The organism is Streptomyces sp. Je 1-4 4N24, assembly GCF_026239515.1.
Lineage (GTDB): Bacteria > Actinomycetota > Actinomycetes > Streptomycetales > Streptomycetaceae > Streptomyces > Streptomyces nigrescens.
In genome coordinates this window covers 5,918,248-5,939,832 of the sequence record NZ_CP110836.1, presented here as the reverse complement: position 1 = coordinate 5,939,832, position 21,585 = coordinate 5,918,248, and the positions used below count along the sequence as shown (strand labels likewise).

Below are 21,585 nucleotides of genomic sequence, written 5' to 3'. Positions count from 1 at the left end.
GAGAGCAGCGATGAGCAGTAACACCCCGGTGCTGGAGACCATTTCCGCGCAGGCGGCGGCCGGACGGCTCCTGCGGTGGTGGCAGGACACCTCCGATCCGCTGGCGCCGGGGGGCTGGCTGAGCCTGGTCGGCGAGGGCGCGGCCGACGGCGGGCAGGTGCTGCGGGAGGTGGGCGCACAGGTCGCGTCGAGCGTCCTGGTCGATGCCACGGAGCGCACCGCGGAGGAGTTGCTGGGGGAGGTGCTGGCGGCGCTGGGGCTGGAGTCCCGGCGGTACGGCGGCCTCCGGTGGATCTCCGAGGTACGTGCCCTCCCGGAACGGCGGCTGGTGCTGCTCACGCATGTGCACCGGATGGGCCGTACCCGTCGTTCGTACGAGGCGGAGCGGCTGCTGACCGGAACGCTGAAGGCGCTGTGCGCGCGCACCGGACTTCAGGTGATCGCCCAGGTGGACGCGCCCGGTCTGCTGCGCTCCGGCGACGCCGGCCTCCGGCTGGAGCCGGCCGGAGCGGACCCGGCGCCCACCCCGCCGGCCTGGCCGGACGAGGTGCGGGCCCTGGCGCTCGCCGAGCCCCGTACGGTGCCGCCGCGCGCCTGGGCGGCACTCGTGGCGGGCCTGCGCGCGGACGCCGGCCGGCCGGTCACCGAGGACGCGCTCCCGACCGTGCCGGCCGCGTACGAACGGTGGCTGGAGCGGCGCGAGGACGGTGTCGGCTTCGTCGACGAGGCGGTGGCCGAGTCGCTGCGGCGGGAGACCGCCCCGGAAACCGTCACCCGGGTGAACCGTCATATGACGGCCTGGCTGCGGACGCTCGCCCCGGAGCTCGCCCACCCCGACGGCTGGGCGGCGAGCGGAGCGCTCGGCACGTACGCGGCAGCGGGGCTGGCCATGCACGCGGCACAGGCCGACCACGAGCAGAAGTGGACCACGCAGACCCTCGACGAACTGGTCGCCAGGGGCGAGCTGGTGGCCCATCTGCCGCAGACGGCCCTGCTCGATGCCGCGCGCTGCGCACACTACGGCGGCATCGGCAGCAACAGCGCCGCGGCGGACGCCGCGTACCTCTGGGACTACGGAGTGGTCCCGGCCTCGCAGACCGCCTGGGCCGCCTGGCTGCACCTGATGGCGACCGCCCGGGGCGACGAGGACTTCGTGGCCGGACTGCTCGCCTCGGGGATCCGCCTCCCGTGGAAGGCGGTGTGGACCCGCTGGCGTCCGCCGGGCGGTTTCCACACCTCGTTCCTGGCACCGGGCGTGGTCGGCGAGACGGCCGAGGTCCGCTGGCACGGCCGGCCCGCCGTGGCCGCGCTCGGCACACCGGAGGTGGACGTCAGCATCTGGGACGCGCAAACCGGCGAACCGCTGGCCGGCCCCTGGCCGGAGGACTCCGTCGTCCCGGAGGACGCCCAGGCCGCCCTCACCTGGCCGGACGAGTCGGGCACCGGTGACCCGATCACCACGCTCGCCGCACTCGAAGCCGCCGTCCCGGGCACCGACACGGCACATCCGAGCCTGCTCTCCGCTCCGGTGCTGACCGTGGGCGAACTGGCGATTCTGGGCGGCCCCGGCGGCCTCTTCGCCCTGGCCCCCGCGAAGGGCTGGGAGGAGACGGCCGGCACCCCCTGCCGCGCCCCGCTCTCCGGGCCGTACGCGGCGGCGGGCCCGACCACCCCGCGGCACGCCACGCCCCCCGGAGCGGCGGACCTGCGCGCCGTCGTGGGCGGGGACGCCTTCCGCCCCGTCAAGGAGGACCAGCTGCCGGCCGGCCTGGCGGAGGACGGCGCCCGCGAGGTGCTGACCGGCATCGGCGTCCCCGCGTTCGACGAGAGCGGCCTGCGCCTCGCCCCGGACGACGACGCCTTCCTGACCGAATTCACCTGGCCGGACGACGCGGCCGAAGACCCCGAGAGCGAGGGGCCGTTCTTCCGCCTCGGCCGGTGGATGGGCGGTGACGTGGTCCTGGACGGGACCGGCGGCGCGGTCTTCCGGGTCACGGACGAGGACGACCCGGTCGACGGCGCGCTGGTCGCGTCCTCCCTGGAGAACTTCCTCGCCATGGCCGCCCAGTGGCTGACCGGCCTGCGCATCTCCGCGACGGTCGACAACAGCGACGAACAGTACGCGCTGCGCCAGCACGTCAGCGGAGAACTCTGGATGCTCGACGACGCCGGCTCGCAGTCCGACGCCTGGATGTACATCTTCGAGAACGACTGACGGGGCGGTGACGGGCGGGCGGTGAGGGCCGGCGCGCGGGCGGTGAGGGTTGGGCACGCGGGCGGTGAGGGTTGGGCACGCGGGCGCGGCCGGGGCGGCGTGCCGGGCCGGGGCCGTTCCCGCTGCGGGCCGGGGTCGTGGTCGTACCGGGCCCGCCCTCATAGGGCGCCAGGGCCAGCCGCCCCCGGCGCCCGATTCCCGTTACTCCCCCTGCCGCCCCGCCGCGATCTGCCGCGACATGATCGTCGTCAGCTCGTACGCGGTGTGCGAGGCGGCCACGGCGGTGATCTCCGCATGGTCGTACGCGGGCGCGACCTCGACGACGTCCGCCGAGACCAGGTTGCAGGACGCGAGCCCGCGCAGGATCTCCAGGAGCTCGCGGGAGGTCATGCCGCCCGCCTCCGGCGTGCCGGTGCCCGGGGCGTGCGCGGGGTCCAGCACGTCGATGTCGATGGAGATGTACAGCGGACGGTCACCGATGCGCTGGCGCAGCTGGTCGGCTACCTCGTCCACCCCACGCCGCATGACATCCGCCGAGGTGACGATGCCGAAGCCCATCTTCTCGTCGTCGTCGAGGTCCTTCTTGCCGTAGAGGGGGCCGCGGGTGCCGACGTGGGAGAGCGCGGAGGTGTCGAGGATGCCTTCCTCGACGGCGCGGCGGAACGGGGTGCCGTGGGTGTATTCGGCGCCGAAGTAGGTGTCCCAGGTGTCCAGGTGGGCGTCGAAGTGCAGCAGCGCGACCGGGCCGTGCTTCTTGGCGACGGAGCGCAGCAGGGGCAGGGCGATGGTGTGGTCGCCGCCGAGGGTCATCATCCGGGCGCCGCCGGCGAGCAGGTCGTCGGCCGCGGCCTCGACCGTCTCCACGGCCTCGTTGATGTTGAAGGGGTTCGCGGCGATGTCACCGGCGTCGGCGACCTGCGCGAGCGCGAACGGGGACGCGTCCTGGGCCGGGTTGTACGGACGCAGCAGCCGGGACGCCTCACGGATGGCGTTGCCACCGAAGCGGGCTCCGGGACGGTAGGAGACGCCGGTGTCGAAGGGGACACCGACGACGGCCACATCGGCCCGGCCGCCGACCTCATCGAGGCGGGGCAGGCGGGCGAAGGTCGCGGGCCCGGCATAGCGCGGGACGCGGGAGGAGTCGACGGGGCCCACGGGCCCGTTGGATGCGCTGGCTGCGGTGGTCATGACGGTGAGGTTAGGGAGCGCCGAGCGCGGGGCCCATGGACATTTGCGCACCCGGGGCCGGGGTCGTTCGACATTTTGGCCAGGGGGCGCGCAAGGGCGGTGACCAGGCAATACGGGGTGTCCGCAGCGCGGTGCCGCGGCTCCGGCATCCGCACCCCGGTGTCCGCGCTGCGGAACTCCCCCGCCCCGGAACAGGTGTACGGGCACAATGGGCGCTATGCCGATAGCCTCCGCAGCCACCGCCCCCTCGCGCGCCGAACTCGTCGATCATCTCGTACGGACCCGGATCGCCGGTGACGTCGCCACCCCCCGCGAGAACAACCTCTCCCACTACCGCAGGCTCGCCAACGGCGACCGCCACTACTGGTTCGGCCTGGAGTTCGGCGACCGGTGGGTGGACGAGCAGGATGTGCTGGCCGTGATGGCGGAGCGCTGCGGGGTCATCGACGATCCGCACCACCGGCAGGGACAGGACACCATCGACCCGGAGTTGACGGTCGACGCGCTGGACCGGACGGCCGCGGTGCTGCGCAAGGCGGCCGCCGGGCAGCACCGGGTGCTGTTCGCGACCGGCCACCCGGGCGGCCTGCTCGACGTCCACCGGGCGACCGCCGAGGCACTGCGCGCGGCGGACTGCGAGATCGTCGTCATCCCTGACGGGCTGCGCGCGGACGACGGCATGGTCTTCCAGTTCGGTGACGTGGCGATGCTGGAGCGCGGTGCGACGCTCTGGCACACCCACTCCCCCGAGCCGATGGCCGCGATCCTGGACGGCCTGGAGCAGGCGGGCCGCCCGCTGCCGGACCTGGTGATTGCCGACCACGGCTGGGCGGGCTGTGCGGGCCAGCGCGGTATCGACGCGGTGGGTTTCGCGGACTGCAACGACCCGGCCCTCTTCCTCGCCGAGGCCGAAGGCACCCTCCAGGTGACGATCCCCCTGGACGACCACGTCCTCAGCCCCCGCCACTACGACCCGCTGACCGCGTACCTGCTGGACGCGGCGGGGCTGGTCTGAGGGAGCCCCGGACCGAACGCCCCCGCGGCTCGTCTCCCGGCTCGGCGCCTCCACGGAGCACAGCGGCGGATCAGAGAAATCAGAGAACGCAGAAGCCCCGTCCACCACGCCACAGAGGGCGGCGCACGGACGGGGCCGGTTCCGTCGGTCACTCCGCTCACGCTCGCGGAAGCCCGGCCTCGGGCGCGGGGTTGCCGCGACGGGCGCGGCGGACTCCGATCAGCAGCAGGGCGCACCCGACCACGAAGAGCGGCCAGGGCGTGAACGGGAGGACCACGGCGTCGACGACGGTCCAGCCCCCCAGCGTCCAGCCGATGAATGCCGGCGGGGTGATGCCGCGGCGGTCCAGCCACAGCACCGTCAGGCCCACCAGGATGAGCGGTATGCCGAAGCTGGCCAGGCTCAGCCAGTACGCGCTGCCCGCCGGGCTCATGTCGGCAAAGTCCTCGCTCCACAGTCCACCGCTGAACCAAGTCCCGGCGTAGCGCCCGGCCTTCTCCATCGTCAGGGCGCCGACCGTGTGTCCGGTGCCGCATAACGTGATGATCCAGCCAGCCCACTTGATCATCTGAGTTCTCCGTTCTCGTCGCGAAGCCACGCCGTGCGACTTCCTCGCGGTTGTCTCTGCGCAGCGGGAGCCAGCGAGCTCCGAAACTCTAGTTCCGGTACTACAGTTTCGATACTCACGTTCCGTATCATGCAGCCATGACAGCGAGAAGGCAACGGGGTGGACGCCCCCGGGACAGTCGTGTGGATCACAAAATCCTGCAGACCACCCGTGAGTTGATCGACGAAGTCGGCTACCCGGCCCTGACCGTCGATCAGGTCGCGACGCGCGCCGGGGTCGGCAAGGCGGCGATCTACCGCCGCTACGCCTCCAAGGCCGAGATGGCGTTCGTCGCCACCGTGCACGAGCAGCAGCTGCCCCCGCCGGCCGACACCGGCTCCTTGCACGGGGACCTGCTGGCGCTGGTCCGCGCGTTCCACGTCCGCATGGCCGCCCCGGCGGCCCGACAGCTGGCACCGGCCCTGATCAGCGAACTTGCCGGCAATCCCGAACTGGACACCCGGTTCCAGGACACCTTCCTGGCCACCGAACAGGCCGCCTTCGCCGAGATCATCGAACATGCCGTGGCCCGCGGCGAGTTGGCCGGGACCGTCGACCCCGCGATGGCCCACCTGCTGCTGCTCGGCTCCCTGGCGTCCGCCCTGTACCTCCTCAGCCTGCCCGTCGACGACGCGATGGTCACCGACCTCGCCACCGCCGCCACAGCAGGAATCACCGCCCTGGCCGACCGTCACCACAACGCTTCCGGCGAAGCCGCCGAGCCGCACTGACAGGGCCGCTTCCCCTGCGCGAGCGGGATCGAGTCGAGCAGGTCATGTCATGGAAGCCCCGTCCACCACGCCACTGAGGGCAGCGCATCGACGGGGCCGGTTCCCTTCGTCACACGGCCCAGGAGTCGGCCGGGTCATCCAGCCACACCCGCTGCCCCTCCGCGGTGACGGTGAGACCGAACCGGGTGTGGTCCGGCTCGCCCCGGCCGGCCCACCATCGGAGGGCCGCCTCTACTTCGTCCCACAGGCGACGCGGGCCCGACTGGTAGACCGTGGCGTCCGGTTCGCCGCTGCGGAACACGGCGGCGGCCCATGACCGGCTCCTCAGATCGAAGAACCACGCCTTCGCGGTCCCCCCGTCGGACCTGTTGATGACATGGGCGCAGTCGGGCACACACAGCCCCATGACGAACCGTGCGGGCTCGTAGCGGTCCCCCAGGTCTGTCAAAGCGACCGTCGTACGGGAGACGCCGGCATCGCCCGGGAAATCCGGCACGTGCTCCCTGAACCGGTTCCAGTCCAAGCGCTGTTCCCGCAGCTTCATGAACTCGACCATGCGCAGGAACGGGCCCGACGCGGAGCCGTCCTCCCGCACGGTCAACCGGACAAGTGCATCCTGGTCGCTGTAGTGGGTGCCCCAGGGGGCAAGGATGACCGCACCCGGCCGTGACTGCTCCAACCAGCGCGGCGGAACGGCTCGCACCCCCGCCGTGACCATCACCCGGTCATACGGCGCCCCGTCCAGCCAACCGTCCCCACCGTCCCCGTGGACCGTCCCGGGGTGGAGTCCGGCGCGCAGCAACGCTCCTCGGGCTTGACCGGCGACCGCCTCGTCGATCTCGACGCTGACCACGTTCCCGCCCCCCAGCCGGTGAGCGAGGAGTCCGGCGTTCCACCCCGTGCCGGTGCCGACTTCGAGCACCCGCATACCGTCGCGTACGTCCAGGTCGCGCAGCATCGCGGCCACGACTGACGGCATGCTCGCCGAACTGGTCGGCACGGTCCCGGGCTCGCTGCCCGTGTGCTGTCCGTCGTCCCACTGGATGACGAGCGGGACGTTCGCGTACGCGGCCCGCTCCCACCCTGCGGGGTCGTCGCTCCGGGAGACGGACACGCTGCGGCCGGTCGCCATGTCGTGCGCCCAGACGAGATCCGGCAGGAACAGCGCTCGTGGAACGGCTCTGAACGTCTCCGCCCAATCGGGCGTCAGGGCCCCCGCTTCGAGGAGGGACCGCGCCAGCTCGTCACTGGCGCGGCGCCCCTGCTGAGAGTTGGGGCTCACTTGCGGTGCGTCCCGTCGCCGGGCGGCATGTCACCGTCCGGGGGCGGCGGAGGCGGCGGCGTCCAGGGCTGACCGGGGTGCCCGTCCCCGTCGTCTTCCCCGCCGCCTTGCTGCGCGCCATCCGCAGCGGTGATGATCTGCATGCGCACTCCGTGCTCCTCTCCTTCATTCAGTTGGTGGTTCCCTGTACTTGCTACCCACCCGGACCGCTCAGGCTGTCCAGAACTGGTGTCCGGGGCTGTGCCCGGCCCCCGGCCGGGTCCACCCAGTCCAGAGGCGGGAGTTTGGGTTGTCAGCCTCCGTCTGTGGCTAGCGTCGTTCCGACACGCGACGCGGTCGGCTACCGCTCCTCACCGGCTCAGCCGCGCACCTCTGCTCTCCGCAACGCGATGCACGTCCCGCAGTGCCGCACTCAACTCGCGTGGTCGGTGACTCGCTCATCGCGCGGCCACCTCTGCCCCGACCGTCGGACGAGGGTCGGCACCCGGAGCCGGCGCTTCCGACAACAGGCCGTGATGGACGTGGAGTTGACGCCGATCCGCGTGCCGTCGTTCGTACGCCACCAGGTACGGGCGCACCATGGCGGTGTCCTCGCCCCGCAGCATCGGTACACGCACCAGCCACGACCGTACGGGCGGCCGATCCGTACGCGGCGGCATGGCTCCGTACGGGTACGCACCCGCCGACCGATGACGCCCCGGCGCGGGCAATAACAGCCGCAGCAGCAACTCGAAGATCCTGGCGATACCGTTCGGCATGTCGACCTGCTTTCCTCAGGTTGGCCATGCCCCCGGGCCGTCCCAACACGGTCGCGGGGGTCTTCTGACCCTCTCAGCGTGCCGACAGCGGAAGGCCGGAACTATCAGTCATCGCTGATAGCTCCGGCCATGGACTCTCAGAGCGTTACATACGGAGCCATGAGCCGTAGTTGCTGAAGGTGTCAGGCATTCTGCGCCTGGCTGAGTCCAGACCGGCGTACGTCTCCCGCACGGTGGGGTGGTATCGCGTCTGCTGCGGGGCAACCTTGCGGGCCTTCAGCAGACTCTTGAATGCCGCGTCCGTGCGTCCCGTCCACATCAGTGCCCGCGCCACCTCGGCATGGTGGTGCGCCAGCCGGGACGGAGGCCACCCGTCCGGAATCGTGATCTCTTGCGCCGACTGCACGGCCTCCGGGTATAGGTCCAGCTCTGCGAGCACGCTGACCCGGTGAACACCGACGTTGGTCGGCCCGAACGACAGCCAGTGGACCTGTTCGGCAGGGCCGGTCCGCTCCGCGATCCGCTGTGCCTCACCGAGGTGCCCCTCTGCGGTGTCCCTGTCCTTGTCGCGGCCCGCCAGAACGGCCGCTCCTAAGTGCAGTTGGCCCGTGACGGCGTCAAGCACCCGCCCGGAAGCGGCCTGATCCAGGTCGGTCAGGCCGAGCCGGACCAGTCGCTTCCCGGTGCGGTAGTCGCCCGCCCGCAGGTACGCCACACCGCGCATGTACTGACGCACTCCACTGAGCACCGCATCCGACGCCCGCTCGGCCGACCAGCCCATCCGGTCGAGCGCCACCATGCCCAGGTCGCAGAAGCCCAGTTTCGCCGCCACGTCGTAAGCAGTGCGGTACGTGCTCGCCAGCAGGCGCCAGTTGCTGTCCGTGGGGTGCAGGTGTGCCGTCGTCGTGGCCTCGTGGATCAAGCCGGGAAGTTCGGCGGCAACCTGCTTGATGTTCGTCGCCCGCACCATGGCGCACAGCCGATCGGCATCGGCTGCCAACTCCTCCGCCGTGCGCGGGGATACGTCCGGGTCGGGGCCGAGGTCGTAGATGTTGAGTGCTTCGCGAATCGGGTTGATCAGACCGTCCAGCTGGTCCTGGCGGAGTTCTTCGAGGTAGGGCTGTCCGGTCAGTTCCGTCACCGGCACCGAAAGGGCCCGGGCCAACGCCCCGAGCACCGAAGGACTTGCGGACAGGGCTCCTTGCTCCACTTTGGTCAACGTGCTGTACGAGACGTGGGCAAGGTCGGCCAACTCGCGTTGGGTCAGGCGTCGCACCTTGCGCGTGTGCGCGATGCGTGCGCCCGTGTGGTCATCGTGCAGTGAAGGCATACCGCTCTCCAGTCCCTCGCAGCCATTCGGAACGGTACCGGCACGGGCGGACAGGTGAAGGCTCTCCGCTCCTGATCCACAGGGTTCACGACAGAAGGCTGTGGTGGGATGGCGTGATGAATCGTCCCGTGCTTTACCTGTTCGGTTCCGCCGCCCCGCCCGTCCAGCAGTTTGCCGAAGTGGCGCGCAGCGCCCGCACAGTTGGGTTCGACGTGTGCATCGGCCTGACGCCCACGGCGGCCCGGTGGCTCGACGGCGAGGTGCCGCTGCTGGAAGAGCTGACGGGGTACCCGGTCCGGTCCGAGTACAAGCAGCCGGCCGACCCTGATGTGTGGCCTCCGGCCAACGTCATCGTGTTCGCACCGGTCACCTTCAATTCCCTCAACGCCTGGGCGCTCGGATTGACGCACCACTTCGTGGTCGGGGTGGTTGCCGAGGGCATCGGCAAGGGCATTCCCACGGTGGCGATGCCCTGTGTGAACACCGCGTATGTGCAACATCCGCAGTTCGACCGGTCAGTGGCGACACTGCGCGGCGCGGGCGTGTCGGTGTTGTACGGGCCCGGCGGCTTCGAACCCAACGAGCCGGGCAAGGGGCGACCGGAGGGCTATCCGTGGCAACTGGCGATGGCTGAAGCGGCGCGGGTCGTCCGCGTCACGCCATAACGGTCGCGGGAACCGGTCACGACCGCTGTCGGGGACCTGGCACGGCACCCCGGGGGCGACCCCACGCAAGGCACCCCAGCCGACCCACCGCCTAACCCCGCGGCACCCGGATAACCCCCTCCTGAATCACCGACACCGCCAACTGCCCCTCCGCCGTGAAGATGCGGCCCTTGCCGAGGCCGCGGCCGCTCTGGGCGGTGGGGGACTCCTGGTCGTACAGGAGCCACTCGTCGGCGCGCAGGGGGCGGTGGAACCACATGGCGTGGTCCAGGCTGGCGCCGACCACGTCGCCGACCGCCCAGCCGCCGCGGCCGTGCGCGAGCAGGATCGAGTCCAGCAGGGTCATGTCGGAGACATAGGTGACCAGGCAGATGTCCAGCAGGGGGCGGGGGATCTCGCCGTCGTCGTCGAGCTTGCCCTGGGTGCGGAACCAGACCTGGGACCGGGGGTCGCGGGGTTCGCCGACGGTGACGTAGGGCGGCTCGTCCACGTACCGGAGGTCGATCGCGGCGCGGGCCTCCAGGAGCCGCTCGGCGACGCCGGGGGCGAGGAACCGTTCGGCGTGGCGGGGCAGCATCTCGGCGGCGGTGGGCAGCTCCAGCGGGTCCGGTGCCGGCGGCATCGGCTCCTGGTGCTCCAGCCCCTCCTCGGCCGCCTGGAAGGAGGCGGAGAGGTGGAAGATCGGCTGGCCGTGCTGGACGGCGACGACCCGGCGGGTGGTGAAGGACCGGCCGTCGCGGATCCGGTCGACGGTGTAGACGATGGGGGCGCCGGGGTCTCCCGGGCGCAGGAAGTACGCGTGCAGGGAGTGCGGAGGACGGTCGGCGGGGACCGTGCGCCCGGCCGCGACCAGGGCCTGGGCGGCGACCTGGCCGCCGAAGACCCGGGGGACGACCGAGGCGCGGCTCTCGCCCCGGAAGATGTCCTGCTCGATCCGCTCCAGTGCGAGCAGATCGAGCAGGGACCGGAGTGCGTCGTTCACGTGCGCGGTGCCCTTACGGCCTAGAGGCCCATGGACTTGGCGATGATGGACTTCATGACCTCGCTGGTGCCGCCGTAGATGCGGTTGACGCGGTTGTCGGCGTAGAGGCGGGCGATGGGGTACTCGTTCATGAAGCCGTAGCCGCCGTGCAGCTGGAGGCAGCGGTCGATCACGCGGTGCGCGACCTCGGTGCAGAACAGCTTGGCGGAGGCGGCCTCGGCCGGGGTCAGCTCACCGGCGTCCAGGGCTTCGAGCGCGCGGTCGGCGACGGCCTCGGCGGCGTCCACCTCGGCCTGGCAGGCGGCCAGTTCGAACTTGGTGTTCTGGAAGGAGGCGACCGTCTTGCCGAAGATCGTGCGCTCCTGCACGTACTCCTTGGCGAACCGGACGGCGGCCTTGGCCTGGGCATAGGCGCCGAAGGCGATGCCCCAGCGCTCGGAGGCGAGGTTCAGGCCCAGGTAGGCGAAGCCCTTGTTCTCCTCGCCCAGCAGGTCCTCGACCGGGACCTTGACGTCGACGAAGGCCAGCTCGGCGGTGTCGGAGATCTTCAGGCCGAGCTTGTCCAGCTTGCGGCCGACGGAGTAGCCCGCGGACTTGGCGTCCACGGCGAAGAGCGAGATGCCGAAGCGGCGGTCGTCCTCGCGGGGGGCGGCGGTGCGGGCGCAGACGATGACGCGGTCGGCGTGCACACCGCCGGTGATGAAGGTCTTGGCGCCGTTGAGGACGTAGTGCGTGCCGTCGTCCGACAGCTTCGCGGTGGACTTCATGCCCGCGAGGTCGGAGCCGGTGCCCGGCTCGGTCATCGCGAGCGCCCACATCTCCTCGCCGCTGACGAACTTCGGCAGGAAGCGCTTCTTCTGCTCGTCGGTGGCGAGCATCTGGATGTAGGGCAGGCCCAGCAGCACATGCACACCGGAGCCGCCGAAGGTGACGCCCGCGCGGGAGGTCTCCTCGTACATCACGGCTTCGAACTTGTGCGAGTCGATACCGGCGCCGCCGTACTCCTCGGGGACCCGGATACCGAAGACGCCCAGCTCGGCGAGCTTGTAGTAGAAGTCGCGCGGGGCCTGCCCGGCGGCGAACCACTCGTCGTGGACGGGGACGACCTCGGCCTCGATGAAGGCGCGTATGGTCTCGCGGAACGCCTCGTGATCCTCGTTGAACACCGTACGGCGCATTGCTACGTCGCCTCCTCCAGGTCGCCGGCCCAAGCGCATGGCTAAGCGCTTGCTCAGCGAAAGCTACCGGCCAGTTACCTAAGCTGTCCAGAGGTCAACGAAAATGCGTGCGAGTGAGAGCGCCCACCAGGGATTACGGGACAGCCCTTAGGCGCCCGGCACCGACGCCGAGGCCGCCATCGGCTCCCCGGCCTCCGCCTCCCCCACCACCGCGCCGAACGCGCCGAGCGCGAGCCGGTGCAGCAGTTCCGCCATCTCCGTACGGCCCGGGAGGGCGCCCGGGCGGCCGAGGTGCGGGGTGGAGTTGAGCAGGCCGAAGACGGCGTGCACCGCGGCGCGGGCCTGTGACTCGGAGGGGCCCGGGTGGACCCGGCGGACGACCTCCACCCACAGCTCCACATACTGCCGCTGGAGCTGGCGGACCCGCTTGCGGTCGGCCTCCCGCAGCCGGTCCAGCTCCCGGTCGTGCAGGGTGATCAGCGGCCGGTCGTCCAGCGCGAAGTCGATATGGCCGTCGATCAGCGCGTCCAGCACCGCCTCGGGGCTCCCGCCGCCCTCCGCGACCCGCATCCGGCCCCCCGCGAGCAGCCGCTCGCTGATCCCGACCAGCAGCTCGGCGAGCATCGCGTCCTTGCCGGCGAAGTGCCGGTAGAGGCCGGGGCCGGAGATACCCACGGCCGCCCCTATCTCGTCCACGCCGACGCCGTGGAAGCCGCGCTCCGCGAAGAGCCGGGCGGCCTCCTTCAGGATCTGCTCGCGGCGGCTGGTCGGGGCGGAGGGCTGCGCATTACTCATGCCGTCGATTGTAGACAGCCGGGTTAGTGCTCGTTAACCTGAAGGCAATGAGGTTAACGCCCATTAACCCGGATGGCCCGGCAGCCGCGGACCGCGGCACCGGGACAGTCGACCGAGCAAGGGGGCTCGTAACGATGGAGCAGGCACCGGTGCTGGGGAGTACCGCCGATCCGGCGTCCGACTCCTGGCGGGCCAATGAGGCCGCGCACCGCGAGCTGGCCGCGGAGCTGCGCGAGAAGCTCGCGGCGGCCCGGCTGGGCGGCGGCGAGAAGGCCAGGGCGCGGCACACCGCCCGCGGCAAGCTGCTGCCCCGCGACCGGGTGGACGCCCTGCTGGACCCCGGCTCGCCGTTCCTGGAGCTGGCGCCGCTGGCCGCGGAGGGGATGTACGGCGGGGCCGCACCGGCCGCCGGGGTGATCGCCGGCATCGGCCGGGTCTCCGGCCGCGAGACGGTGATCGTCGCCAATGACGCCACGGTCAAGGGCGGCACGTACTACCCGATGACGGTCAAGAAGCATCTGCGGGCGCAGGAGATCGCCCTGGAGAACCGTCTCCCCTGTCTTTACCTCGTCGACTCCGGCGGCGCCTTCCTGCCGATGCAGGACGAGGTCTTCCCCGACCGGGAGCACTTCGGGCGGATCTTCTACAACCAGGCGCGGATGTCGGGGGCGGGGATTCCGCAGATCGCCGCGGTGCTCGGCTCCTGCACGGCGGGCGGCGCGTATGTCCCGGCCATGAGCGACGAGGCCGTGATCGTCCGCAACCAGGGCACGATCTTCCTGGGCGGGCCGCCGCTGGTGAAGGCCGCCACCGGTGAGGTGGTGACCGCCGAGGAGCTGGGCGGCGGCGAGGTGCACGCCAAGACCTCCGGGGTCACCGACCATCTCGCCGAGGACGACGCCCATGCGCTGCGCCTGGTGCGCACCATCGTCTCCACCCTCGGCGAACGCGAGCCGCTCCCCTGGACCGTGCGGACCGTCGAGGAGCCCAAGGTCGACCCGGCCGGTCTGTACGGGGCGGTGCCCGCGGACTCCCGTACGCCCTATGACGTCCGGGAGGTGATCGCGCGGCTCGTGGACGGCTCCCGCTTCGCGGAGTTCAAGGCGGAGTACGGCACGACGCTGGTCACCGGCTTCGCCCATATCCACGGCCACCCGGTCGGCATCGTCGCCAACAACGGCATCCTGTTCTCCGAATCCGCCCAGAAGGGCGCCCACTTCATCGAGCTGTGCGACCAGCGCGGCATCCCGCTGCTGTTCCTGCAGAACATCTCCGGCTTCATGGTGGGGCGTTCGTACGAGGCCGGCGGGATCGCCAAGCACGGCGCGAAGATGGTGACGGCGGTGGCCTGCACCCGCGTCCCCAAGCTGACGGTCGTCATCGGAGGCTCCTACGGGGCGGGCAACTACTCCATGTGCGGACGCGCCTATTCCCCGCGCTTCCTGTGGATGTGGCCGAACGCCAAGATCTCGGTGATGGGCGGCGAACAGGCCGCCTCCGTCCTCGCGACCGTCAAGCGCGACCAGCTGGAGGCGCACGGCGAGGAGTGGAGCGCCGAGGAGGAGGCCGCCTTCAAGGCGCCGGTCCGCGAGCAGTACGAGACCCAGGGCAACGCCTACTACGCCACCGCGCGGCTGTGGGACGACGGAGTGATCGACCCGCTGGAGACCCGGCAGGTGCTGGGGCTGGCGCTGACCGCCTGCGCCAACGCGCCGCTTCCCCAGAAGGACAGCACCGCGCCCGGCTACGGCGTCTTCCGGATGTGAGAGGGATGTCCACAGGAATGGCCACCAACTTCGACACCGTGCTCATCGCCAACCGCGGCGAGATCGCGGTCCGTGTCATCCGCACGCTGCGCACCCTCGGCATCCGCTCGGTCGCCGTCTTCAGCGACGCGGACGCCGACGCCCGCCATGTCCGCGAGGCCGACACCGCCGTACGCATCGGTCCGGCCCCGGCCGCCGAGAGCTATCTGTCCGTGGAGCGGCTGCTGGACGCGGCCGCCCGGACCGGCGCCCAGGCGGTCCACCCGGGCTATGGCTTCCTCGCCGAGAACGCCGCCTTCGCCCGTGCCTGCGCGGACGCCGGGCTGGTCTTCATCGGCCCGTCCGCCGAGGCCATCGAGCTGATGGGCGACAAGATCCGCGCCAAGGAGACGGTGCGCGAGGCCGGTGTCCCGGTCGTCCCCGGCTCCTCGGGCAGCGGGCTGACCGATGAGCAACTGGCCGCCGCGGCACGGGAGATCGGCGTACCGGTGCTGCTCAAGCCGTCCGCGGGCGGCGGCGGCAAGGGCATGCGGCTGGTCCGTGACGAGGCGCTGCTGGCCGACGAGATCGCGGCCGCCCGCCGCGAGGCCCGCTCCTCCTTCGGCGACGACACCCTGCTCGTCGAGCGCTGGATCGACCGGCCCCGGCACATCGAGATCCAGGTGCTGGCGGACGGCCACGGCAACGTCATCCACCTCGGCGAGCGCGAGTGCTCCCTCCAGCGCCGCCACCAGAAGGTCATCGAGGAGGCCCCCTCGGTGCTGCTGGACGAGGCCACCCGTGCCGCGATGGGGGAGGCGGCCGTGCAGGCGGCCCGCTCCTGCGGCTACCGCGGCGCCGGCACCGTCGAGTTCATCGTCCCGGGCAAGGACCCGTCCTCCTACTACTTCATGGAGATGAACACCCGCCTCCAGGTCGAGCACCCGGTCACCGAACTGATCACCGGCATCGACCTGGTCGAGTGGCAGCTGCGGGTCGCGGCCGGCGAGCATCTCCCGTACGCCCAGGAGGACATCACTCTCTCCGGGCACGCCATCGAGGCGCGGATCTGCGCCGAGGACCCGGCGCGCGACTTCCTGCCGACCGGCGGCACGGTGCTCACGCTGCACGAGCCGCAGGGCGGCGGAGTGCGCACGGACTCCGGCCTCTCGGAGGGCGGGGAGGTCGGCAGCCGCTACGACCCGATGCTGTCCAAGGTGATCGCCCACGGACCGGACCGGGCGAGCGCGCTGCGCCGCCTCCGGGCCGCGCTGGCCGGGACGGTCACCCTCGGCGTCACCACCAACGCCGGTTTCCTGCGGCGGCTGCTGGCCCACCCGGACGTGGTCTCCGGCGAACTGGACACCGGTCTGGTGGAGCGGGAGGCGGCCGGTCTGGTCGACGGCACGGTGCCGGACGAGGTGTACGCGGCGGCCGCGGCGGTGCGGCAGGCCGCCCTGGAGCCGGCGGTGGAAGACGGCGGCTGGCGCGACCCGTTCGCCGCGCCGAACGGCTTCCGCCTCGGCGGCGAGCCCGCGCCGGTACGCCACTGGCTGCGGGTGCCAGGACACGACCCGGTGCCGCACGACGTACGTCCCGGCGCCCCGGCCGGGCATCTGGAGCCGGGCCGCGTACGGGTCACCGTCGACGGGGTGGTGCACAGCTTCCACCACCGCGGCGACTGGCTCGGGCGGGACGGCGACTCCTGGCAGGTGACCACCCACGACCCGGTGGCCGCGGCGCTGCGCGGGGCCGCCGGGGCGCACGGTGCGGACACTCTGGCCGCCCCGATGCCCGGCACCGTCACCGTCGTCAAGGTCGCCGTCGGAGACGAGGTGGCCGCGGGCCAGGGCCTGCTGGTGGTGGAGGCGATGAAGATGGAGCACGTCATCTCCGCACCGCACGCCGGGACCGTCACCGAACTCGACGTCACCGCGGGCTCGACCGTCGCCATGGACCAGATCCTGGCCGTGGTCGCCCCGCACGAGAGCCCCGAGGAGCCCGCCGCGTCCGCGGGCGGCCTTGAGGGCGGGCAGGAGAGCGCCTCATGACCGCGTCCGGACTGCCGATGGAGATCCGCGCGGAAGGGCTGCCCACCCGCGTACGGATCCATGAGGTCGGCGCGCGCGACGGGCTGCAGAACGAGCAGACCGTGGTGCCCACGGAGATCAAGGCGGAGTTCATCCACCGCCTCGCCGCCGCGGGCCTGCCGGCCGTCGAGGCCACCAGCTTCGTCCACCCCAAGTGGGTGCCCCAACTCGCCGACGCCGAGCAGCTGTTCCCGCTGCTGGACGATCTCGATCCGCAGCGGCTGCCCGTGCTGGTCCCCAACGAGCGCGGGCTGGACCGGGCGCTCGCCCTGGGCGCCCGGCGGATCGCGGTGTTCGGCAGCGCCACCGAGTCGTTCGCCCAGGCCAACCTCAACCGGACGGTCGACGAGGCACTGGCGATGTTCGCCCCGGTCGTCGCACGGGCCAAGGACGCCGGGGTGCACGTCCGCGGCTATCTCTCGATGTGCTTCGGCGACCCCTGGGAGGGCCCGGTGCCCGTCGCGCAGACCGTCCGGGTCTGCCGGGCGCTGCTCGACCTGGGCTGCGACGAGCTGAGCCTGGGCGACACCATCGGGGTGGCCACCCCCGGCCATGTGCAGACCCTGCTGGCCGCCCTCGGCGAGGCCCAGGTCCCCGCCTCCCGTATCGGGGTGCACTTCCACGACACCTACGGGCAGGCCCTCGCCAACACCTTCGCCGCGCTGCAGCACGGCATCACCACCATCGACGCCTCGGCGGGCGGCCTCGGCGGCTGCCCGTACGCCAAGAGCGCCACCGGCAACCTCGCCACCGAAGACCTCGTGTGGATGCTGCACGGCCTCGGCATCGAGACCGGGGTCGACCTGCACCGCCTGACCGCCACCAGCGTGTGGATGGCCGGGGTCCTGGGCCGGCCGAGCCCCTCGCGCACCCTCCGAGCCCTCTCCCACCAGGAGTGACCCTCATGTCCCTTGACCACCGTCTGCCCGCCGAGCTGGAAGAACTCCGGCGTACGGTCGAGGCGTTCGCGCACGACGTCGTCGCCCCGAAGATCGGCGAGTACTACGAGCAGCATGCGTTCCCGTACGAGATCGTGCAGGAAATGGGCCGGATGGGCCTGTTCGGGCTGCCCTTCCCCGAGGAGTACGGCGGGATGGGCGGCGACTACCTCGCCCTCGGCATCGCCCTGGAGGAGCTGGCCCGGGTCGACTCCTCGGTGGCCATCACCCTGGAGGCGGGCGTCTCCCTGGGCGCCATGCCCGTCTACCACTTCGGCACGGAGGAGCAGAAGCGCGCATGGCTGCCCAAGCTGTGCAGCGGTGAGATGCTCGGCGCCTTCGGCCTCACCGAACCGGACGGCGGCTCGGACGCCGGCGCCACGCGGACGACCGCGGTGCGCGACGGCGGGGACTGGGTGATCAACGGCAGCAAGTGCTTCATCACCAACTCCGGTACGGACATCACCGGACTGGTCACCGTCACCGCCGTCACCGGCCGCAAGGACGACGGCTCCCCGCTGATCTCCTCGATCATCGTGCCCTCCGGCACCCCGGGCTTCACGGTCGGCGCCCCGTACTCCAAGGTCGGCTGGAGCGCCTCGGACACCCGCGAGCTGGCGTTCGCAGACGTCCGGGTCCCGGCCGCCAACCTGCTGGGCGAGGAGGGCCGCGGCTACGCCCAGTTCCTGCGCATCCTCGACGAGGGCCGGATCGCCATCGCGGCGCTGGCCACCGGTCTGGCGCAGGGCTGTGTGGACGAGTCGGTGCGCTACGCCAAGGAGCGGAAGGCCTTCGGCCGCGCGATCGGCAGCAACCAGGCGATCCAGTTCAAGCTCGCCGACATGGAGATGCGTGCCCATACCTCCCGGCTGGCCTGGCGCGATGCCGCGTCCCGGCTGGTGCACGGCGAGCCCTTCAAGAAGGAGGCCGCGCTCGCCAAGCTCTACTCGTCCGAGATCGCGGTGGACAACGCCCGCGAGGCCACCCAGATCCACGGCGGCTACGGCTTCATGAACGAGTACCCGGTCGCCCGGATGTGGCGGGACGCCAAGATCCTGGAGATCGGCGAGGGCACCAGCGAGGTCCAGCGGATGCTGATCGCCCGGGAGTTGGGCGTCGTCTAGGGCATGGCCCGGTGCGGTGAAGGCAGGCGGTCCGGTCGCTTCGGTGACCGGGCCGCCACTTTTTGTGCGCGGTGAACGGAGCGTTCGACGGTGCGGCGGTGCTGCAGTGCTGCGGTTGCTGCGGTTGCTGCGGTGCTGACGTCCCGGACACCGCGCGCCCCTGTGCGCGTCCGCGCCTGTACCCCGGTGCGTCGGGAGCATGCGGCGGCCGGAGGGCGCGCGGGCGCACCACCATGATCCGCCTGCCTCGCTTCGGGGTTTATGACTCGTGGATGCGAGTTCGCCCCCTTTCACGCCGTACCGGCGTGCTCTCCCTCCTGTTTGGCTTGCTCCTGAACACGGCCATTTTGGTCACCGCAGGCCGTTTTGCTCACTTCTGTTCATGTCCCGGGAGGGAATGTGTCCGTACCGGACGGCGTCACCGGTTCCGCTGCCGAAGAGCCCGCTCTCGCACCATCCGCAGACAGCGCGCTCACCAGCCTCAGCACCCAGGCAGCGCGCCAACTGGCGACCACCACCAAGTCCGAGCCCCAGATGCAGGCCATCACCTCACGATGGCTGCTGAAGACGCTGCCCTGGGTGGACGTCAAGGGCGGCTCCTACCGGGTCAACCGGCGTCTGCAGCTCCGCGTCGGCCGGGGCCGGGTCCAGTTCGAGCACAACGGCGCGGACGACATCAGAGTGATCCCGCAGACACTCACCGAACTGCCCGCCCTGCGCGGCTACTCCGACACCGAGGTCCTCAAGGAGCTCGCCGGCCGCTTCCGGGTCCGGGAGGTCCGGGCCGGCCAGGTCCTCTTCGAGGCCGGTCAGCCCACCACCGAGGCGTACCTCGTCGTCCACGGCCGGTTCGCCCGCTACACGGTCGGCAAGTACGGCGAGGAGGAGGTCATCGGGGTCGTCACGGACGGCGACCAGATGGGGGACGAGGCGATCGGCCGGCCCGACCCCCGGTGGCTGAGCTCGGTCCGGGCCGAAACGGCGGGCGTCCTGATGGCGCTGCCCTGGGACGTGGTCCGGGAGTTCACCGACCGGGTGCCCTCCCTGGCCGCCCATCTGACGGCGTACGCGGAGCGGCAGCAGCGCCCCATGAACCGCAAGGGAGAGGCGGAGGTACCGGTGCGGGCGGGGCACGTCGGCGAGCCGACGCTGTCCGGCGGCTTCGTCGACTACGAGCTGGCCCCGCGCGAGTACGAGCTCTCCCTGACCCAGACCGTGCTGCGGGTCCACAGCCGGGTCGCCGATCTCTACAACGACCCCATGGACCAGACCCAGCAGCAGCTCCGGCTCACCGTCGAGGAGATCCGCGAGCGCCAGGAGTGGGAGCTGCTCAACAACCGGGAGTTCGGACTGCTGCACAACGCCGACTACGGCCAGCGCATCAGCACCTACACCGGCCCGCCCACCCCGGACGACATGGACGAGCTGTTGTCCATGCGCCGCAAGACACGGCTGTTCCTGGCCCACCCGAAGGCGATCGCCGCCTTCTTCCGGCAGTGCAACAAGCGCGGTCTGGTGCCGGGCACGGCGAATGTCGACGGGCACGAGGTGCCCGCCTGGCGCGGCGTCCCGATCTTCCCGTGCGGCAAGATCCCGGTCAGCGACACGCACACCAGCAGCATCCTCGCACTGCGTACCGGTGAGGCGGACCAGGGAGTCGTCGGTCTGCGCCAGACCGGTATCCCCGAGGAGTACCAGCCCGGCCTCAACGTCCGGTTCATGGGCATCGACCCGTCCGCCGTCATCAACTACCTCGTCACCGCCTACTACTCGGTGGCCATCCTCGTGCCCGACGCCGTCGGAGTCCTGGAGAACGTCCAGATCGGCCGGAGCGCCGACTGATCAGGTGGAGTCCCGAACCATGAGCACGCCCCCGAACACCGCCGCCGCGTTCTCGCTGCCCGGCCCGCCGAACCTCGCCCGCACCCTGCGGACCCGGCCCCCCGGCGGAGCCGTCCCCGGGCTGAGGTACCGGCCCGCCGCCCCCGCCGACCCCGAGAAGGCCGAGGAGATCGACCGCAGGCTGGAGGCCTGGGCCCGCCAACTGGACCTGTTCCCCGCGCAGTGGACCGGGGACTTCACCCAGTTCCAGTTCGGCCGGGCCGTCGTCCTGCAGCATCCCGGTGCGGCCGACCTCGAACGCCTCACCGTCGCGGGCAAGCTGCTGCTGGCCGAGAACATCGTCGACAACTGCTACTGCGAGGAGGACGAGGGCAAGGGCGGCGCCCACCGTGGCCTCGGCGGCCGGCTGATCATGGCCCAGTCGGCCCTCGACCCGCTGCACGGCACCCCCGAGCTGGAGGAGGAGTGGCGCCACGGTGTGCAGGCCGACGGACCGCTGCGCTCCTACCACTGGGCCCTGAAGGACTACGCGGCCCTCGCCACCCCCAGCCAGACCGACCGGTTCGTCCAGGACATCGCCCGGCTGCACCTCGGCTATCTCGCCGAGGCCGCCTGGGCGGAGACGCGGCATGCGCCGCGGGTCTGGGAGTACCTGGTCATGCGGCAGTTCAACAACTTCCGTCCCTGTCTGTCCATCGTCGACGCCGTGGACGGCTACGAACTGCCCGAGGCCCTCTACGCCCGCCCCGAGGTCCAGCGGGTCACCGCTCTGGCCTGCAACGCCACGACCATCGTCAACGACCTGTACTCCTTCACCAGGGAGCTGGCGAGCGACCCGGACCATCTGAACCTGCCCCAGGTGGTGGCCGCCAACGAGCAACGCGGCCTGAAGGCCGCCTACTTGAAGAGCGTCGAGATCCACAACCAGATCATGGAGGCGTTCGAGACGGAGTCGGCTCCGCTGTCCGCCATCTCGCCCCTCCTCGAACGGTACGTCCGCGGCCTGGCCGACTGGGTGTCCGGCAACCACGAGTGGCACGCCACCAACACCGACCGCTACCAGCTGCCCAACTACTGGTAGACCGATCCGCGCACCACAG

General features: G+C 71.4%; 19 protein-coding genes. 10 read left to right on the top strand and 9 right to left on the bottom strand.

Annotation, left to right across the window (positions count from 1 at the left end; genetic code table 11):
• Positions 1-10: 10 nt before the first annotated feature.
• Complete coding sequence (locus SLV14N_RS26040) at positions 11-2,215, top strand: SUKH-4 family immunity protein (protein ID WP_263271291.1); 2,205 nt, start codon at positions 11-13, stop codon at positions 2,213-2,215.
• A gap of 201 nt (positions 2,216-2,416) precedes the next feature.
• Here the strand turns inward: SLV14N_RS26040 and speB are convergent, their stop codons facing one another.
• A complete protein-coding gene (speB, locus tag SLV14N_RS26035) occupies positions 2,417-3,403 on the bottom strand; it encodes an agmatinase (RefSeq protein WP_208684067.1) in 987 nt (328 codons plus the stop codon).
• Positions 3,404-3,620: 217 nt separating this feature from the next.
• Here speB and SLV14N_RS26030 point away from each other — a divergent pair, with 217 nt between their 5' ends.
• On the top strand, positions 3,621-4,418 hold the full coding sequence (locus SLV14N_RS26030) for a phosphatase (protein ID WP_263271289.1): 798 nt from the start codon (positions 3,621-3,623) through the stop codon (positions 4,416-4,418).
• 157 nt (positions 4,419-4,575) lie between these two features.
• On the opposite strand, the gene SLV14N_RS26025 is transcribed toward SLV14N_RS26030, so the two are convergent.
• Complete coding sequence (locus tag SLV14N_RS26025; protein ID WP_263271288.1) at positions 4,576-4,986, bottom strand: DUF6463 family protein; 411 nt, start codon at positions 4,984-4,986, stop codon at positions 4,576-4,578.
• Between the two features lie 182 nt (positions 4,987-5,168).
• Between SLV14N_RS26025 and SLV14N_RS26020 the strand changes: the two genes are divergently transcribed.
• On the top strand, positions 5,169-5,756 hold the full coding sequence (locus SLV14N_RS26020) for a TetR/AcrR family transcriptional regulator (protein ID WP_221174710.1): 588 nt from the start codon (positions 5,169-5,171) through the stop codon (positions 5,754-5,756).
• 109 nt (positions 5,757-5,865) lie between these two features.
• Here the strand turns inward: SLV14N_RS26020 and SLV14N_RS26015 are convergent, their stop codons facing one another.
• The 4 genes from SLV14N_RS26015 to SLV14N_RS26000 all read right to left on the bottom strand — a co-directional run bounded on the left by SLV14N_RS26015 (position 5,866) and on the right by SLV14N_RS26000 (position 9,126).
• Complete coding sequence (locus SLV14N_RS26015) at positions 5,866-7,038, bottom strand: methyltransferase domain-containing protein (protein WP_208684059.1); 1,173 nt, start codon at positions 7,036-7,038, stop codon at positions 5,866-5,868.
• Positions 7,035-7,187 (bottom strand): hypothetical protein, encoded by a 153-nt coding sequence (locus SLV14N_RS26010; protein ID WP_208684057.1) that lies wholly within the window; start codon positions 7,185-7,187, stop codon positions 7,035-7,037. The genes SLV14N_RS26015 and SLV14N_RS26010 overlap by 4 nt, the downstream gene beginning before the upstream one ends.
• A 288-nt stretch (positions 7,188-7,475) precedes the next feature.
• A complete protein-coding gene (locus tag SLV14N_RS26005; RefSeq protein WP_208684053.1) occupies positions 7,476-7,796 on the bottom strand; it encodes a hypothetical protein in 321 nt (106 codons plus the stop codon).
• Positions 7,797-7,941: 145 nt separating this feature from the next.
• Positions 7,942-9,126: a helix-turn-helix domain-containing protein gene (locus SLV14N_RS26000; protein WP_208684051.1), complete on the bottom strand. Its 1,185-nt coding sequence runs from the start codon at positions 9,124-9,126 to the stop codon at positions 7,942-7,944.
• 116 nt (positions 9,127-9,242) lie between these two features.
• Here SLV14N_RS26000 and SLV14N_RS25995 point away from each other — a divergent pair, with 116 nt between their 5' ends.
• Entirely contained in the window at positions 9,243-9,791 is a 549-nt protein-coding gene (locus SLV14N_RS25995) for a flavoprotein (RefSeq protein WP_263271285.1), read from the top strand.
• Between the two features lie 91 nt (positions 9,792-9,882).
• Here the strand turns inward: SLV14N_RS25995 and SLV14N_RS25990 are convergent, their stop codons facing one another.
• The 3 genes from SLV14N_RS25990 to SLV14N_RS25980 form a co-directional block, all read right to left on the bottom strand.
• Positions 9,883-10,773, bottom strand: coding sequence for an acyl-CoA thioesterase II (locus tag SLV14N_RS25990; protein ID WP_263271283.1), 891 nt, complete (start codon positions 10,771-10,773; stop codon positions 9,883-9,885).
• Positions 10,774-10,793: 20 nt separating this feature from the next.
• Positions 10,794-11,951, bottom strand: coding sequence for an acyl-CoA dehydrogenase family protein (locus tag SLV14N_RS25985; RefSeq protein WP_127150950.1), 1,158 nt, complete (start codon positions 11,949-11,951; stop codon positions 10,794-10,796).
• Between the two features lie 147 nt (positions 11,952-12,098).
• On the bottom strand, positions 12,099-12,746 hold the full coding sequence (locus tag SLV14N_RS25980) for a TetR/AcrR family transcriptional regulator (RefSeq protein ID WP_263271281.1): 648 nt from the start codon (positions 12,744-12,746) through the stop codon (positions 12,099-12,101).
• A 134-nt stretch (positions 12,747-12,880) separates the two neighbouring features.
• On the opposite strand from SLV14N_RS25980, the gene SLV14N_RS25975 reads away from it, so the two are divergent.
• From SLV14N_RS25975 to SLV14N_RS25950, 6 genes are all read left to right on the top strand, one after another.
• Complete coding sequence (locus tag SLV14N_RS25975) at positions 12,881-14,512, top strand: carboxyl transferase domain-containing protein (RefSeq protein WP_208684044.1); 1,632 nt, start codon at positions 12,881-12,883, stop codon at positions 14,510-14,512.
• A gap of 17 nt (positions 14,513-14,529) precedes the next feature.
• Complete coding sequence (locus SLV14N_RS25970; protein ID WP_263273269.1) at positions 14,530-16,542, top strand: acetyl-CoA carboxylase biotin carboxylase subunit; 2,013 nt, start codon at positions 14,530-14,532, stop codon at positions 16,540-16,542.
• On the top strand, positions 16,539-17,480 hold the full coding sequence (locus SLV14N_RS25965) for a hydroxymethylglutaryl-CoA lyase (RefSeq protein ID WP_263271279.1): 942 nt from the start codon (positions 16,539-16,541) through the stop codon (positions 17,478-17,480). Before SLV14N_RS25970 ends, SLV14N_RS25965 begins: the two co-directional genes overlap by 4 nt.
• A 5-nt stretch (positions 17,481-17,485) precedes the next feature.
• A complete protein-coding gene (locus SLV14N_RS25960; RefSeq protein WP_208684040.1) occupies positions 17,486-18,643 on the top strand; it encodes an acyl-CoA dehydrogenase family protein in 1,158 nt (385 codons plus the stop codon).
• A gap of 399 nt (positions 18,644-19,042) precedes the next feature.
• Positions 19,043-20,485 carry a family 2B encapsulin nanocompartment shell protein gene (locus SLV14N_RS25955; protein WP_263271277.1) on the top strand — a complete coding sequence of 481 codons (1,443 nt, stop codon included), beginning with the start codon at positions 19,043-19,045 and terminating at the stop codon, positions 20,483-20,485.
• A gap of 19 nt (positions 20,486-20,504) precedes the next feature.
• Positions 20,505-21,566 carry a family 2 encapsulin nanocompartment cargo protein terpene cyclase gene (locus SLV14N_RS25950; RefSeq protein WP_263271275.1) on the top strand — a complete coding sequence of 354 codons (1,062 nt, stop codon included), beginning with the start codon at positions 20,505-20,507 and terminating at the stop codon, positions 21,564-21,566.
• Positions 21,567-21,585: the final 19 nt, after the last annotated feature.

Bases quoted from the DNA above. Each gene is read 5' to 3' on its own strand.
- SLV14N_RS26040 (WP_263271291.1), top strand. From the start codon at position 11: ATGAGCAGTAACACCCCGGTGCTGGAGACCATTTCCGCGCAGGCGGCG.
- speB (WP_208684067.1), bottom strand. From the start codon at position 3,403: ATGACCACCGCAGCCAGCGCATCCAACGGGCCCGTGGGCCCCGTCGAC.
- SLV14N_RS26030 (WP_263271289.1), top strand. From the start codon at position 3,621: ATGCCGATAGCCTCCGCAGCCACCGCCCCCTCGCGCGCCGAACTCGTC.
- SLV14N_RS26025 (WP_263271288.1), bottom strand. From the start codon at position 4,986: ATGATCAAGTGGGCTGGCTGGATCATCACGTTATGCGGCACCGGACAC.
- SLV14N_RS26005 (WP_208684053.1), bottom strand. From the start codon at position 7,796: ATGCCGAACGGTATCGCCAGGATCTTCGAGTTGCTGCTGCGGCTGTTA.
- SLV14N_RS26000 (WP_208684051.1), bottom strand. From the start codon at position 9,126: ATGCCTTCACTGCACGATGACCACACGGGCGCACGCATCGCGCACACG.
- SLV14N_RS25995 (WP_263271285.1), top strand. From the start codon at position 9,243: ATGAATCGTCCCGTGCTTTACCTGTTCGGTTCCGCCGCCCCGCCCGTC.
- SLV14N_RS25985 (WP_127150950.1), bottom strand. From the start codon at position 11,951: ATGCGCCGTACGGTGTTCAACGAGGATCACGAGGCGTTCCGCGAGACC.
- SLV14N_RS25980 (WP_263271281.1), bottom strand. From the start codon at position 12,746: ATGAGTAATGCGCAGCCCTCCGCCCCGACCAGCCGCCGCGAGCAGATC.
- SLV14N_RS25975 (WP_208684044.1), top strand. From the start codon at position 12,881: ATGGAGCAGGCACCGGTGCTGGGGAGTACCGCCGATCCGGCGTCCGAC.
- SLV14N_RS25970 (WP_263273269.1), top strand. From the start codon at position 14,530: ATGGCCACCAACTTCGACACCGTGCTCATCGCCAACCGCGGCGAGATC.
- SLV14N_RS25965 (WP_263271279.1), top strand. From the start codon at position 16,539: ATGACCGCGTCCGGACTGCCGATGGAGATCCGCGCGGAAGGGCTGCCC.
- SLV14N_RS25960 (WP_208684040.1), top strand. From the start codon at position 17,486: ATGTCCCTTGACCACCGTCTGCCCGCCGAGCTGGAAGAACTCCGGCGT.
- SLV14N_RS25950 (WP_263271275.1), top strand. From the start codon at position 20,505: ATGAGCACGCCCCCGAACACCGCCGCCGCGTTCTCGCTGCCCGGCCCG.